The following is a 15,718-nucleotide window of genomic DNA, read 5'->3' as shown; positions in this document are numbered from 1 at the left end:
ACGGGCGAGCGGAGACGATCCGCTCTTTTCGTTGTTTGAGCTCACGTAGCCGAAAGGAGTTCAGGTGGCTTCCGCAAAAAGATTGTCGTTAGTAGCATGGATCGGCTTAACGGTCTTGATTATTGCGATAGTCGGTGTTATCGGTCTGGCGTTGTATGTTAAGGAACTGACACAGCCTATGCCGGCTTCAGAGCAAACGGTACACGTGCTGATTCCATCAGGAAGCGGGTCCGCACAAATAGCCAAAATATTGGAGCAACAGGGTATAATCCGTGATGCCCAAATGTTTTCTTATTATTTGAAATACAAGGAGCAGGGTTCTAAATTCCAGGCCGGCGAATACGAAATGGCTCCAGGCATTACGTTAGATGCTATTATTGATATACTTAATAAAGGATTGGTCGTTAAGGAGCAGGGAATTAAACTTACGGTACCTGAAGGATATACAGTTAGACAAATTGCTGATAAAGCAAGCCAGCAATTTGGGCTGGATCCAGCCTTGTTTATGCAGACTGTCCAGCAATATTCAGGCTTCACGGCCAAAGCTTTTCAACAGATCCCTAATGATTCGAAGCTTCGAAACAGGCTGGAGGGCTATCTATTTCCTGAGACCTACGAGTGGAAGAAGGATATCAAGCTCGAGGAATTGATTGACAATATGATGCTGGAGCTGGATAAAAAGCTGGCTATGCTCCCGGATGATTGGCAGCAGACAATGGCAACTCATGGGCATAGCTTTCATCAGATGATGACAATCGCCTCGTTGATTGAAAGAGAAGTAGCGGTGGACGAAGAGCGGCTGCTGGTGAGCGGAGTCATCCATAACAGGCTTAAGAAAGGGATGCCTCTGCAGATTGATGCAACCATACAGTATATGTTCGATAAGCCGAAAGACCGCCTGTTTGAGAAGGACTTACAGCTGGAGAGTCCCTACAATACGTATCTTCATACCGGCTTGCCGCCGGGGCCGATTGCGAGTCCTAGCTTGGCTTCTATCAAAGCGGCGATATACCCGTCAGATACCAAATATATGTTTTATGTAACCAAAAAAGATGGAAGCAAAGAGCATTTATTTGCAGAAACCTACGAACAGCATCAACAAAATATTACAGCCAGTAAAAAGAACAGCGGATAGAGAGAGGAGAATTTCAGAATGAAAAAACCGGAGCTGTATATATCGGCCGGTTCTATAACAGAGGCTCAGCGGTACATTGAAGCGGGGGCGGACGCTGTTGCAGTCGGAGAGCATCAATTCGGCATGAGGCTGCCGGGTAATGTCTCTTTGGAAGAGTTAGGAAGATTAATTCCATGGGCGCATGAACACGGTGCAAAGGTATTTGTGGTCGTTAATAAGATAATGGATAATGAATTGCTGCAAGCTTTACCTGGTTATTTGCAGAGTGTACAGCAGCTTGGAGCGGATGCCGTCGTATTCGGTGATCCAGCGGTGTTGATATCAATCCGACAAGCAGCGCCCGGAATGAAGCTGCATTGGAATGCCGAGATGACGTCCACCAATTCGGAGACGGCAAGCTATTGGGGATCGAAAGGCGCTGTACGTGTAGTGCTGGCTCGCGAGTTGAACATGGATGAAACTTTGGATATTAAAAGTAAGCTGCCAACCATGGAGGTTCAGGTACAAGTACATGGAATTACCAATATCTATCATTCCAAACGCAGCTTAGTAACTAATTATGAGGCCCATCAGGGACGCAGTGGGCAGGAAGCGAGCAAGGGGCCTGGTGACGGCTTGTTCTTGATCGAGCAGGAGCGTAAGGATGAGCGTTACCCAGTGTATGAGGATGAGAATGGTACCCATATTATGAGCTCTGACGATGTGTGCATGCTGGAAAATCTTAATGAGCTTATCGATGGACAGATTGACAGCTTGAAGATTGAAGCGCTGCTGAAAAGCGTCGAATACAACGAGACGGTTGTCAAAAGCTACCGGAAAGCAATTAACGCCTATTTGGCTGATCCTCAGAATTATGTGTTTCAAGAGGAATGGCTTGATGCAATCAAGGAAATTCAGGACCCGCGGCGCGAGCTGTCTTACGGATTCTTTTATAAAGAGCAAGTATACTAAGTTCAAAAGGGGTGGAAACCATGACTTTGATCAACCAACAACTATTAGGCAAACGCGTCCGTCTGGAGAAGCCGGAACTGCTCGCTCCTGCCGGCAGCTTAGAGAAGCTTAAGTTTGCCGTTCACTATGGCGCTGATGCTGTATATATTGGCGGGCAGCAGTATGGGCTTAGATCTAATGCCGATAATTTTACGTTCGACGAAATGCGCGAAGGGGTAGAATTTGCTAACCGCTATGGGGCCAAAGTATTTGTGGCTACTAACATTTTTGCGCATAACGAAGATATCGATGGCTTGGAAGCTTATTTGAAAGGCATTCAAGACGCGGGTGTAGCTGCTATCATCGTAGCGGATCCAATTATAATAGAAACTTGTAAGAGAGTTGCGCCCAAGCTTGAAATCCATTTGAGCACACAGCAGTCAACGATGAACTGGCAAGCAGTGCAATTCTGGAAGGAAGAAGGCGCAGAGCGGGTTGTATTGGCACGTGAAGCAAGCATGCAGGAGATTGTCGACATTAAGGAAAATGTGGACGTAGAAATCGAAGTGTTCATTCATGGCGCTATGTGCAGCTCCTATTCAGGACGCTGTGTGCTTTCGAACCATTTTACAGATAGAGACTCCAATCGTGGCGGATGCTCACAGTCCTGTCGTTGGAAGTATGATCTTTTTACTACAGAAGAGGATCAAAATCAACAGATCGGCATTAAAGAGCTTCCATTGTTTAGCGAAACGGATGATGCATTTTCAATGAGCTCCAAGGATTTATGTATGATTGAGCATATTCCTGAGCTTATTCGATCCGGAGTAGATAGCTTCAAAATTGAGGGTCGGATGAAAAGTGTCCACTATGTAGCAACTGTTGTTAATGCTTACCGCCAGGCGATTGATGCCTATTTTGCTGACCCGGAGAACTATGAGATGAAACCGGAATGGCAGTACGAGATCCAAAAGGCTGCGAACCGCCCACTCAATACAGGTTTCTTCTATGAGCATCCTGATCATGAGGATCATATCTTTGAACCGGAGGACAAAGCAGCTCCTTTTGATTTTGTCGGAGTGGTTATGGCTTACGACGAGTTGTCCGGAATAGCTACGATCCAGCAGCGCAATCATTTCAAGCCTGGTCAAGAAATTGAATTTTTTGGTCCTCAGGGTACGTTTTTCAAACAATTGGTTCCATCGATTCAAGATGAGTCGGGTCAAGAGCTCGATGCGGCACGTCACCCGCTGCAATTGATTCAAATGAAGGTCGAACAGCCTGTGAAGCCTTTTGATATGATGCGTAAAAAGATGAAAAAGGCTTAAATGAATCTTATAAAATTCGGGAGAATCTCTTCTTGGAAGGGGTTCTTTTTTTTTGTAACTTTCATGCGATATAGGGGAATTAATTACCGATGGGACGATGGACCCATAGACAAACATGTTGAAAAGGAATATCATCCAACGTGTCGAAAAGGATTCAAATACATAGCATTTTATTGCGATTTTAAGGCGGTGGAACTATTTATTTGCAATGAAAGCGATTTATTAAAAGGAATATGCCAAAGGATGTCGAATTAATACTTGGGAAACGAAGAAACATTTAACAAAATAAAACAACTATTTCAGACCAGGGTGGTGGTTCCTTTGAAGGGAATACTGTCTATACTAAAGCAATGGACAGCTAAGATCGGTAAACAGTTCACGACACAGACAGCGGCAAGCAGCACAGGTAACAAGGGGACAACAATTCTGCAAGGTATGCCACAGTCAATGAAAGGTATGCGGTTGGAGAATCCGATTAAATCAATTGGGATGAAATTATTTTTAATTTTCCTTGTGAGCATTTTATTTTTTGTTTTAACCGTAGGGTTTACTTCCTATAATATTTCAAAAGGGGTTATACAGAAAAAGGTTGCTGACGCGTCGGAACAAACCATTATACAAGCGGGGCAAAAGCTTGACTTGCTATATGGAACATATGAAGATGTAACGATGCAAATTCTTTTGGACGAAGAAATGAAGAGGATGCTTTCGGATATTACGACCTTTGACAAAGCTACCTTTGATTATTTGCAATTGCGCCAAAAGCTTGGCGATAAGTTGAATGTTTATGCCTACGCAAACAAAACGATCAAGTCACTTCAATTATTTACATTGTCAGGTGATATAATCAGCGCGGCAGGAGCTTCAGGGATGAAAGAAAATCCTTCCAAAGAGGATTGGTTTAAAAGAATAGTTGAAAACAGCGGCAAAGCCACTTGGTTGGAAACCAAGAGCAAGGGTTATGGCGACGCCAGTACGAGCAATGCCCCGTCATTTGCCATTGGGCGCGTGCTTAAAAATACGACAAACAACAGTCAGCAAAACATATTAGTGATTGAGGTTAATATCGATGTAATCAGCAAGGAGCTTGCCGAGATTAAAATGGGTGAAGGCGGCCAGACTTTAGTGCTTGCACCTGACTTTAAAGTGGTTTATTCCCCGGATGCTGCAACATTAGGGCAGAAGAGCACAATTGATGTGGCAGTAGAGAGTCTCGAGGGTGAGAACCACAGTATCATGAATCTTAAGAAAGACTTGCAGCTCGTTTATTTCAAATCTACAAAATCGGGTTGGTATCTAATGGGTGCAATGCCTGTCGCCGAGCTGGTTAGAGATGCCAGAACTATTTCTGACATGACCTGGATTATGGCTGCGGTTGCTGCACTAATAGCTGGAGGTATTGGCTTCCTCGTAGCGAGAATGGTTGGACGTCCCGTTATTACACTTCGCAACTTGATGAAAGAAGGCGAACAGGGGAATCTGACTGTACGTATGTCCGTAAGTTCACAGGATGAAATTGGACAGCTGGGGAACAGCTTCAACGAAATGATGCAGAAAATTACGGTATTGGTGCAGCAAACGAACATTTCCGCGCAGGAAGTACTCGACACTGCAACTGAACTATCAGATGCTTCGAAGAAAACAGCAACTTCAGCCAGAGAGATTGCAGTTGCAACGGAAGAAATTGCTGGAGGCGCGTCCAGCTTAGCTGTTGAATCCGAACGAGGCAATGAGTTGACCTACAACATCGGCGTACAGATGAAAGCGGTCGTTGATGGGAATATCGTGATGGGAACAGCTGCTTCCGATGTTCAGAAATCCAGTGAGCAAGGGATTCAGTACATGTCCGAGCTGATCAACAAAACGAATGCCACCGAAGCGATGACACGTAATATGGTGGAAAAGGTTGATAATCTGAAAGAAAGCACACGCTCGATCCGCAAAATTCTTGAAGTATTGAGCAATGTGTCTAAACAAACGAACATATTATCTCTTAACGCTACAATTGAAGCTGCACGTGCGGGAGCTGCCGGCAAAGGGTTTATGGTTGTCGCTGATGAGATACGTAAGCTTGCGGATCAATCTCGCCAATCCATTGCCATTGTAGGTACGATTACGGAAACCATTCAAAGAGAAATTGATGAGACCGTCAATGTACTATCAGCGGCTTATCCGATCTTTCAAGAGCAGATTTCATCGGTAAAAGAAGCCGACACTATATTTAAACAAGTTCAAACCCATATGGGCGGCTTTATTGGTCAGTTGTCGGAGGTTACCGAGTCTATCAGCAATCTGGACGCATCTCAGATCGTACTTTCCGATGCAATGTCTAATGTAAGTGCTGTAGCTGAAGAGTCATCAGCGACTTCTCAGGAGGTTGCATCCTTAAGTGCAGAGCAAATGAACATTAGTAATGGACTGGTTCGTCTTTCCGATAAGCTGGATCAATTGTCTAATTCATTAAAAGACTCGTTATCCAAATTCGAAGTTTAATTCTCGCTAGCTACATAATTCGTATGAAAGAATCTTTTTAACGGTGTACCCCACTGTTAAAAAGATTCTTTTTTTTGTTTGAGCATACGAGGAGTCGATCATACTGGTAGTAATATTCAGTATATCGAGTCAGCGAAAGGATGCTCAGGATGAAGGATGGAGAAGCACTAAAAAAGCATCGGCTTTTTTATATACTTATCGTGGTTATTGGGTTATTGGCGGTTTTGAACATCCGCTTGTTTTGGATCCAAGTAGCGGCTAGCCGCAACTGGACCGAGCATGGAATTGATTTGGTGGAAAATTCGGTTATCCAACGTGAAAAAGGCATTGTGCTGGATAGCGGTAGGGGGGACTTCTATGACCGTAGCGGGAAAGCATTAACAGGCCGTGAAACCCAGGTTTTGACCGTATTTCCCGTTCGAAAAGAAACCTCATTAAAGGACGGAGAGATCAATGCCACAATTGCCCGTATTCTGCAAGTAGCGGAGCCTGTATGGACAAGCTTCGTAGAGTCTCTGAAGGCCCCTCAGGTGTGGGCAGTTGAAGGAAGGCATATTTCACTTAACGACGAACAAATCGCCCAAATTACAGCACTTGGGCTGCCTCAATTGACGGTTTCACGTTTGAAGGAGAGATATGATAACGTACAGACTGCAAGTCATGTAATTGGCTTTATAAGTCAAGACCCGGAACGAATATCGCGGCAGTATACGAACCAGATTCATCAAGGGGAGCTTCAGCTTACAAGCCGGATAGGAGGAGCGGGATTGGAAAGAACATTTGATCCATGGCTGCAAGGTATAGGAGCTACTTCAGTATCCTTGTTTACGGATGCTCTCAAAAGACCGCTGCCAGGGCTTGACGCAAGAATTGTTTCACCTCGTAACGATTATTACCCTGTTAAGGTGATGACAACCTTAGATGCTGCCATTCAGCTGAAAATCGAACAAGCGATGGCCAAGCTGCAAATCAAGGAAGGAGCAGTGGTTGTTCTAGATGCAGCCAACGCAGATGTTATTGCGATAGCCAGCCGGCCTGAGTTTAACCCGCAGCATATTGATTTGCAGAATGGAGCTTGGGCAAATCGGGCTTTAAAGGCAACAGCACCGGGGTCTATCTTTAAAACGGTTACTGCAGCAGCTGCTTTGGAGGAGCATGTTGCAAAGCCGGATGAAATGTTTGAATGCAATGGTGTGCTGGGGAAATACGGATTGACTTGCTGGAACAAACAAGGGCATGGGAGAATCAGCTTTCGTGAGGGGTATGCAGAATCATGTAATATTGTTTTTGCGAAAATTGCAGAGAGGCTAAAAGGGGTTTCTTTGGATAATTACGCAAATCGATTAGGCTTAAATGTAGAGGTAGGATGGCAAGGTGAATTTATGCAGGACGCCCATTTTAAAGAGCTCGACGGTGAGGAGAAAGGGCAAATATTTGCCGATTCAACCCCAATGGAAGACGGGGGAGTGAGGGCGCAGTCGGCGATTGGTCAACGAGATGTGATGATAACTCCGCTTCAGGCTGCTAATATGGTTGTAACTTTACTGCAGAAAGGGAAAGTCCTTTCACCACGTATTGTAAAAGAGGTCCGGTTTCAAAATGGCAGATTGATGGAGGCGTTCGATGAAAAAAGTGTGAAGGGTCTATCCAATAGCATTTCTTCGGGGACCGCTGCAAAATTATTGTCTTGGATGAACGATGTTGTTGACCATGGTACAGGGACAGCCCTTCGCTCTGCCAAATGGCCGCTTGCCGGCAAGTCTGGGACAGCTCAGACAGCAGATAAAGAGGGGGTACCGCAAGTTAATCAATGGTTTATCGGCTATGGACCTGTGAAGCAGCCACGGTATGCAGCGGCTGTTATGGTTCAGAATATGCCAGAAACGTCTGCTAGCAAGTCTCTGCCCCTGTTTAAAGAAGTTATGGATATATTAGCGACCGCTCAATGAAAGGATGAAGGGGAGAGCGATGGAATAAGGAGGGAGAAACAGGTCCCTTTGCCTACTTCGCTTGTTACATCAATTTTGCCCTGCATGGTTTGAATGGCTTTGTATGTAATCATCATACCGAGACCTGTGCCTTTATCTCGTGTGGAATAAAAGGGTGTTCCTAGTCTGCGGATTTCCTCATTAGTCATCCCGATGCCATGATCAATAATGTTGATGCTTACCTGATTAGCTTGCAAGCATCCAATCACCTTCAGCTTCCCGCCAGCAGGCATAGCTTCGATCCCATTTTTGCACAGTTGTGTGATACATTGGACGAATTTATCTTTGTTAGTACTGATAAACAGCTTATCATCGAGCTGTGTTTCCATATCCACTTGGCAGCGTACAGCATAGGATTTAACGGAATCAAGGGCTTGCTGGATGAGAAGCTTAGCGTCTACCAGCTCAATAGACTCCAAATGAGGCTTGGCAAAAACCAAATAATTAGAAATAATAGATTGGGCTTTATCAATTTCATCCAGAACCATCTGCGTATAAATTTGTCTTTTTTCCTCACTAGTGCCTGGTTGTTTAAGGAATTGCATGAAACCGCGGGCTACAGTCATAGGATTTCTGATTTCATGTGCGAATGAAGCGGCCAGCTCGCTTAATGTATTCATTTTATCTGTATGTTGAAGCTGCTTACGTAAATTTAAGTTAATCTTGAATTGTTCTATAATATAGACAACCAATCCCAGGGTAATACTATGAATAATACAATATAATCCAAGATAGGCTGCTGTTTCCCGTGTTATAGCGAAGCCTTCCCATAGCAATGTGCCCACTGCAGCGACCGATGCTAGCAAACCTATAATAAACCCTGCTAATGCAGCATAAGCGATATTCCTTGTTCTGTCTTGGCTAACGACAAATGGCTTACAGTATGACAAAAGTGCCAGTGTTAAAACGATAATAATAATAGCTAATACATAGGCATAAGCGCTTCCACCTATATATAAGCGAAATGCAATTATTGCAGCGGAAACAATTAAAGCAGACCGCAAGCCGGCATATAACAGACAGATTGCTAACGGAATAGCGCGTAGATCGTATAAATATCCTGGAAGCAGCTCCAAGCTTATAATCAAGGAGAGTACAGCTGTGCAAGTACATAGGAACGTAATGATGCCGCGGTTAACGATCTTTTGGTACTTATCGATCCGATCCACCCAAAACAGATGGTACATCATGACCGGGGCAATGATAATAAGCATGTTTAAGAGCAGCTCATGGATTATATTCAATGGGACCACCTTACGTTTAATAGGATGTGATCGTTCAGATTAGGACTCCTACGATATTCGACATAATTTTCAAATTTCCTACTGGAATAACAAAATAACCTTCTACCTCATGAAAATTCATTAAGTAAAAGGTCCTAATTATTTCGTATTAGCAGGAGTCTACCACAAAGGTATTTTCCATTGTGAGGATTCTATCCAAGTGCGATTGCTGAATTCTCTTGCCTTCAATATTACCTGATGCGGATAAACCTCCACATACAATCCCTGTGCAGGATTTGGCTCTCCACCCTCAACACCTCTTGAACGGCCGACAGAAGCATTATTGAACCAATGGAATGAATTTTGCCAATTATAATGCTCTTCACCAACGAAATTACGATGGGTATGCCCGGATAAGACAAACACATTTTTGTAAGGTGCAAGAATAGCTCTGAATTCTTTGGCTCTAATTAAACGGTGCGACCCTCCGTCCGTTCCGGGATCCGGCAATGGCTGATGAATAAAGACGATTGCTGGACGTCCATCTTTATGAGCCTTCATAATGCTGCGGAGCCATTCCATTTGTTCATCCGAATACCAAGCGCCCTCACCGACCTCAGGCTTCTCCTGAACGTATACCTCCTGTGACATCATAATTAGATGGACATCATTCACCCAGGCGTCGATATACGGCTTTTTTGTATAATAGGCCATGAAATTGATAAAGCGTTCGCGGGCCATGGCATCCGTTTTGCCGTTTGGCATTGTTTCCGTGGAGAAGCCGCCTTTGGATGTCAGCCAGATGTCATAATAATCGTGGTTGCCCATGTTGGCATAAAGCTGAGGAAGCGTGTAACCGCTTAAAATATCTTTCAGCAGCTTATAGTCGCTGGCTCTTCCGAAATCCGTCAAATCTCCTCCAAAAACAACAGCGTCAAGAGGTGTTTCCCATGCGGCAATGTCTTTAAGTGCCATGTGAAGTCTATCCGTCATACTTGATTCACTAACCGATATATGAAGATCGCTCAGTAAAAAAAAGGAAGCCAGCGGAGTATTGGAAGGCTCTTGTGCAGAGGAACTGGGTTGACCAAATTTCACGTTTGCCGATTCGGCATTTACCATCCAACGACGGACAAAGGGAATCGAGGCAGTTGCTCCTGCTGACAAAAAGGCTAGGGACATCAGCAATTTCTTAACAAAACTTCTACGGTTCATCTCGCTATCATCACCATCACTTATCCATTAAAATGCTCTATATAAAGCCATCTTAATTATACCTTTACAATTAGGCAATCTCAATACTTGGTAAAAATGATGTCAGGATATGTCGAATGAGTCGATCTGATGGAGGATATTAGGGGTTTACAAAAAGCGAAAACATCAAGTATAATTAATTAACTAAATGATTAAGAAAATAAAGGATGAGAGAACAATCGTTTCCAATAAAATGATTTATTTACAGCAAGTTAAACAAAATAATATGTCAGAAGTGCTGGGACGCCTATGGCAATACAGGCAAGCTTCCCGTGTTGAATTGGTTGAACAAACGGGATTAACCTCAGGAACGCTAACTAATCTTACACATGAATTGATTGAGATGAACATATTGCGTGAGAATGAGTCGATCTCGGGAAGCGTGGGAAGAAGAAGAGTTATGCTCGGATTTGACCCCCGTGTTTACCGGATCATTGGCCTGGATATAGGTCGGACTGCTCTGGAGATCGTAGTCATGGATCTTAATGGAGAAATATTGCAATCAATCGAAAGGGATATGAGCGGTTGTAAGGGACCTGATGACTATTTCCGTATCATTACCCCTCTAGTGATTGAAGTTAAAAAAGGTCTCGAAGCAGAGGGCTGCAAAATTCTTGGTTTGGGTGCAGGAATACCGGGTCCAATTGATTATGATCAAGGCACATTGCTTTCCCCGCCTAACTTTCCAGGCTGGGAGCGTTACCCTGTGCAGCGTGTATTAGAAGAGCAATGCGGCCTTGTTACGCTTATCGATGATGATGCACGGACTTCTGCTATGGCTGAGCGCTGGTATGGATTAGGTAAAAGCATTCAAAATCTTGTGTTCGTTACTATGGGAGTCGGTATTGGCGGCGGAGTGGTATCCGGAGGGGTGATTGTCAGGGGAGCTAATGGGCTTAGCGGCCAAGTAGGGCACATGACGATTGTACAGGATGGTAAAATGTGCGATTGCGGAAACCGTGGCTGTTGGGAAACGGTAGGATCAATTCCTGGCATTTTAAGCAGATGGCCTCAAGGCCGTACTATAGAAGAATTTCAAGCAGCTGTACAGAATAGAGATCCTGAGGCGCTTCAATGTTTAGATAAAACCATTAGCTATATGGAAACTGCTTTGGTTAATATTCAGAACCTGTATGATCCCGAGCTGATCGTGCTTGGCGGCCGACTGTATCCTTTATTATCAAATAGCATGGATAAACTGAAGCCGCGCTTCCGGTCAAGATTATACGCCTTCGCCAAAGACAGATTGAGAATCGAATCCTCTACTTTTGGAACCTCTCAAAGCGCGGTAGGAGCAGCCGCTTTACTGCTGAATTTTCTTCTATCGGAACCGGTCAGGCTGCTGTCGTTAACTGAAGCTGATCGTGAAACATCGGATTAACTAGCACCAGGCAGGGTCAGCTTGTTTTTAAAAATAGAGAGAAGATGGACCAAATTTTTTTAATGAATTAACTTAATTATTAAGAAAATACATTTTGGAGGTGTGTTAGCCTTGGAAGGCTCGCTGTATCGTCCTCTCCGGAACTCCGGCTGTAGAATTATAGATGATATTGTTTTTAAAGGCTATCGTTCCCTATTGCTGGAAAATGAGAAGCTGCTCATTCATTTACTCCTGGATAAGGGTGGGGAGCCCGTTCGTTGGCTGCATAAGGAGACGGATACCGATTTTATCTGGTTTACTGAGCAAGGCTTGAGCCGAGCGCAGCCCTTGTATGCAGACTATCAAGACAATTACATAGGCGGCTGGCAGGAAATGCTTCCTGAAGTGAGCTATACCTCCCAATATCGCGGAGCAACGGTGCATCGGGGAGAATCCGCTGTCACTCCTTGGGAGTATCAAATTATTAAGGATGAAAGGGATGAAATTCAAGTACGGCTCATCAACCGCATTCGCTCTATGCCGATAGTTACGGAAAAAATAATGACTCTAAAGTCTGGCAGCGGGACTGTGGTTATTAAAGAAACTCTTCATAATAGATCTGACTCAACGGAGCTGGAAGTTAATTGGGGGCATCATTTGGCTTACGGATTCCCATTCCTTGATCAAGAATCATTCATTACATTGGGCGATGAAGCAAAGATAGTTCACCCCGGTACTGGAGAGAGCTGGGATTGGCCTAAACTCGTGCAAAATGACGGAACCGACCTGTCGCTTATGCCTGCTGAGGGGACTGAACGCGAGCTGCTTTATATTAGAATGCCAGAGCACAGATATCGTCTGACCAATCCGCGCAAGCAGGTTGCTTTGGAGGTTCGATGGGATGGATCGGTTTGGCCCTATTTATGGTATTGGCAAAATTTCAAGGCAGACTGTGACGCTCCCTTCTATGGCTGCGAGTACAATATCGGCTTGGAAATGTTCAATGTCCCGCCCAAACTGACGTTGAGCGAGGCAGCTGAACTGGGGTTAGCTTTAAAAGTTCCTGCTGGAGGGAATATATCTTCATGGCTGGAAATTGAGGCTGTTGATTTAAGAAAGGAGGCGGCCCATGGCTGTTGAAAATCGACTATCGTTTCAAGGCATTAAAACAAACTCTGTTTTTGACCGGACCAATCTCGTCACAATAAAAAATATGGCTCGACCCTACGAAGATATTCTTGAGGAGTGGTCTGGCTCGAATTCGCTCGAGTTTCAGCAATTGGTTGAGCGTATAATAGCAGCACGTCTGGCTGGATTGCCTGTCATATGGTCCATGGGAGCTCATGTAATCAAAAATGGACTTTCACGATATATCATTGAATTGGTTAGACACGGATTTCTAACTCATGTTTCAGGCAACGGAGCTACAAGCATTCATGATTTTGAACTGGCTTTTCTTGGCGAGACCTCAGAGGATGTGGCACGTTCGATAGAGGACGGATCGTTTGGTATGTGGGAGGAAACCGGAAGCTATATGAACGAAGCGGTACAACAGGGAGTCCAGCTTGGATTGGGCTACGGTGCGAGTCTTTATAAATATTTATCGGATCATCCGGAAAAATTTCCTTATTATGATGATTGTGTTTTTGTACAGTGCCAGAAATATGGGGTTCCTTATACATGCCATATCTCGATTGGTACGGATATTATTCATCAGCATCCAACGGTTGAGTTTGCGGCTCTTGGAGCAGCCTCCGGTGAAGATTTCCGTCTTATGAGCCGTTCTGTAGAGGGGATGCAAGCCGGAGGGGTGTTTTTAAACTTTGGCTCAGCTATTTCGGGTCCGGAAATTTTCTTGAAATGTTTAGCGCTCGCTCGAAACAGAGGCTTGCCGATGAGCGGAATTACAGCTGCCAATTTCGATATCGTTTCCGTGCCTGCCGGGGCAAAGCTTCGAGATACGGACCCGTCCTACCATTATAGACCACGGCGTGTTTTTATCGATAGATTGAACGAAGTTGGCGGAAAGGGTTGTCTGTTTCCTGGTCTGCACCAGCAGACGATACCGGCATTATTTCACGCATTGATGCTGAAGAAGGAAAAGCTGGGAGTTGAGTTTCCTGAAATATCGACTATCAAAAATACTCCAATTGCAGGAGACAATCAGGTTACACTGTTTCCGGTAAGCACGAGAAATAGCAGATTGCATGTGGAAGCGTTATCAGAGCTGGGATATGGTAAGGAGAGTGCAGGCACTCCGGGTATGGAAAGCTTGAATGGCCCTGAGTTCGATGATTTTATTAAGCGATTATGGACTGCTCGGAATAATGATTGCCGCGTCCTGGTATCGGTCGGAAGCAATATGATAGGAAGCGGAGTGAACCGGTATTTGGCCGATTTGATAAAACGCGGTTATATAACTCATCTTGCCGTTACTGGCGCCGCCTGCAGTCAGGATATAGAGTTGGCTGTATGTGGTCGGGCAGAAGAGCTTGAGGAAGGATATTTGCAAGCCGGCAAGCTGGGCATGTGGAAGGAAGCTGGAGGTATCATACATCGGGCATTATCGGAGGGTCTTGCTGAAGGAAGAGGATATGGGCAAAGCTTAATGGCTTACGCCGGCAAGCATCCGCAAAGCTTTCCATATTTGGAAGAGAGTCTGCTAGGAGCGTGTGCGCGATATGGCATACCTTATACTTGTCATATTACAATCGGGACCGATGATATTCAGCTTCATCCGGATTCCAATTTTGCCGAGCAAGCGAAAGCAAGCGGATATGACTTCCAGTCCTACTGTCATTCAGTGGCGAATTTGGAAGGTGGGGTGTTTATCAATTTTGGCTCAGCGGTGACGGGGCCGGAGGTTTTTCTTAAAGCATTGTCCATCTCGAGAAACTTGCAGCATCAGGTACACCATATTACAACTGCGAACTTCGATATCGTTAAGCTGGGTGATTACTCGAAAAAAGTTGGATACGAGGATTGGGACTATTATTACCGGCCGCGTAAAAATATTATTCATCGACCTACGAGCCTGGGCGGGAAAGGTTTTCATTGCGAGGGCTTGCACTCAGATACGGTTCCCGCCGTATGGAAAGCGCTCGCTTCTATGGAGAAGCAAGCTGAAGGCATGAGATGCAATCACATAAAGGAGAGTGAGACACATGAGCAGCACGAAGCAGACTGAGAGAGTTAAAGCCATACTCTTTGATTTTGACGGAACACTGTCGACACTAAGAGCAGGCTGGGAAGAAACGATGGCTCCATTTTTCAAAGAAGCAATTTCTGGAAGCTATAAGCTGACACCGGAGGAATCCGCTTTGCTTGTGAAGGAAATTGAAGCTTATATAGATCAATCGACAGGTATTCAAACGATCTTCCAGATGAGATGGCTGGTAGAGAAGGTTAAGGAGAAGGGCTGGAATAGTGAGCTTCTGGGGGAATGGGATTACAAAGCAGAATATAACCGCCGGCTGCTGATTAAGGTGGAGGATCGTGTGAAAGGTTTGCGTGAAGGGTTATACAATCCGACAGATTTTTTGATCAAAGGCTCGGAAGCACTGCTTGAGCAGCTGAATAAGGAAGGCATTCCCATGTACATAGCAAGCGGAACGGATCATCCGGATGTAGTGAACGAGGCTGAAGTGCTTGGGGTCAAGCATTATTTCAAGGAAATCGCTGGTGCTCCGGTGGGGCGTGCGGATTGCTCCAAGGAAAAAGTAATTCAGGAGCTCTTGGCACAGCAGGAATTTCGAGAAGTTGGGCTAGCGGTAATAGGGGACGGTAAGGTGGAAATCAAGCTGGCCAAGGAGAATGGTGCAGTAGCCCTCGGGCTTGCAAGCGATGAAATCAAACGGGAAGGGATAAATCCTGTAAAGCAGCAGCGGTTGAAGGCGGCAGGAGCCGACTTTATTGCCGGTGATTTCACGGATACTGCACAATGGCTTGAGTGGCTGGGAATTGATAAAAGGACAGAGCAGCAGAGCTGATGAACAAGCAGGTTGAAG

At 44.9% G+C, this 15,718-nt stretch carries 11 protein-coding genes; 9 read left to right on the top strand and 2 right to left on the bottom strand.

The genetic code is table 11. The features are described from left to right. Positions 1–64 precede the first annotated feature (64 nt). The 5 genes from mltG to ACFQ0C_RS18050 all read left to right on the top strand — a co-directional run bounded on the left by mltG (position 65) and on the right by ACFQ0C_RS18050 (position 7,835). Positions 65–1,135 carry an endolytic transglycosylase MltG gene (mltG, locus tag ACFQ0C_RS18070; RefSeq protein WP_379368443.1) on the top strand — a complete coding sequence of 357 codons (1,071 nt, stop codon included), beginning with the start codon at positions 65–67 and terminating at the stop codon, positions 1,133–1,135. An 18-nt stretch (positions 1,136–1,153) separates the two neighbouring features. Then, positions 1,154–2,086: a peptidase U32 family protein gene (locus tag ACFQ0C_RS18065; protein ID WP_379368442.1), complete on the top strand. Its 933-nt coding sequence runs from the start codon at positions 1,154–1,156 to the stop codon at positions 2,084–2,086. 20 nt (positions 2,087–2,106) lie between these two features. Further along, the gene (locus ACFQ0C_RS18060) at positions 2,107–3,393 is read left to right on the top strand and encodes a peptidase U32 family protein (protein WP_379368441.1); all 1,287 of its coding nucleotides are present in this window, start codon (positions 2,107–2,109) and stop codon (positions 3,391–3,393) included. Positions 3,394–3,840: 447 nt separating this feature from the next. Then, positions 3,841–5,886: a methyl-accepting chemotaxis protein gene (locus ACFQ0C_RS18055; RefSeq protein ID WP_445324358.1), complete on the top strand. Its 2,046-nt coding sequence runs from the start codon at positions 3,841–3,843 to the stop codon at positions 5,884–5,886. Positions 5,887–6,035: 149 nt separating this feature from the next. Beyond that, positions 6,036–7,835 (top strand): peptidoglycan D,D-transpeptidase FtsI family protein, encoded by a 1,800-nt coding sequence (locus ACFQ0C_RS18050; protein ID WP_379368440.1) that lies wholly within the window; start codon positions 6,036–6,038, stop codon positions 7,833–7,835. Here ACFQ0C_RS18050 and ACFQ0C_RS18045 read toward each other — a convergent pair. Continuing rightward, positions 7,829–9,127: an ATP-binding protein gene (locus tag ACFQ0C_RS18045; RefSeq protein WP_379368439.1), complete on the bottom strand. Its 1,299-nt coding sequence runs from the start codon at positions 9,125–9,127 to the stop codon at positions 7,829–7,831. The genes ACFQ0C_RS18050 and ACFQ0C_RS18045 overlap by 7 nt on opposite strands. Before the next feature lie 150 nt (positions 9,128–9,277). Then, complete coding sequence (locus tag ACFQ0C_RS18040; RefSeq protein WP_379368438.1) at positions 9,278–10,312, bottom strand: metallophosphoesterase family protein; 1,035 nt, start codon at positions 10,310–10,312, stop codon at positions 9,278–9,280. Between the two features lie 187 nt (positions 10,313–10,499). Between ACFQ0C_RS18040 and ACFQ0C_RS18035 the strand changes: the two genes are divergently transcribed. The 4 genes from ACFQ0C_RS18035 to ACFQ0C_RS18020 all read left to right on the top strand — a co-directional run bounded on the left by ACFQ0C_RS18035 (position 10,500) and on the right by ACFQ0C_RS18020 (position 15,700). After that, positions 10,500–11,732 (top strand): ROK family protein, encoded by a 1,233-nt coding sequence (locus tag ACFQ0C_RS18035; RefSeq protein ID WP_379368437.1) that lies wholly within the window; start codon positions 10,500–10,502, stop codon positions 11,730–11,732. A 111-nt stretch (positions 11,733–11,843) separates the two neighbouring features. Beyond that, positions 11,844–12,851 (top strand): aldose epimerase family protein, encoded by a 1,008-nt coding sequence (locus tag ACFQ0C_RS18030; protein WP_379368436.1) that lies wholly within the window; start codon positions 11,844–11,846, stop codon positions 12,849–12,851. Beyond that, a complete protein-coding gene (locus tag ACFQ0C_RS18025; RefSeq protein WP_379368435.1) occupies positions 12,841–14,898 on the top strand; it encodes a GSU2086 family protein in 2,058 nt (685 codons plus the stop codon). The genes ACFQ0C_RS18030 and ACFQ0C_RS18025 overlap by 11 nt, the downstream gene beginning before the upstream one ends. Then, positions 14,876–15,700: an HAD family hydrolase gene (locus ACFQ0C_RS18020; protein WP_379368434.1), complete on the top strand. Its 825-nt coding sequence runs from the start codon at positions 14,876–14,878 to the stop codon at positions 15,698–15,700. The genes ACFQ0C_RS18025 and ACFQ0C_RS18020 overlap by 23 nt, the downstream gene beginning before the upstream one ends. Positions 15,701–15,718: the final 18 nt, after the last annotated feature.

Source organism: Paenibacillus sp. GCM10027630, assembly GCF_042676305.1.
Taxonomy (GTDB): Bacteria; Bacillota; Bacilli; order Paenibacillales; family NBRC-103111; genus Paenibacillus_S.
Note: the sequence above shows the minus strand (reverse complement) of the source record. Positions and strands in the feature narration are given on the sequence as shown.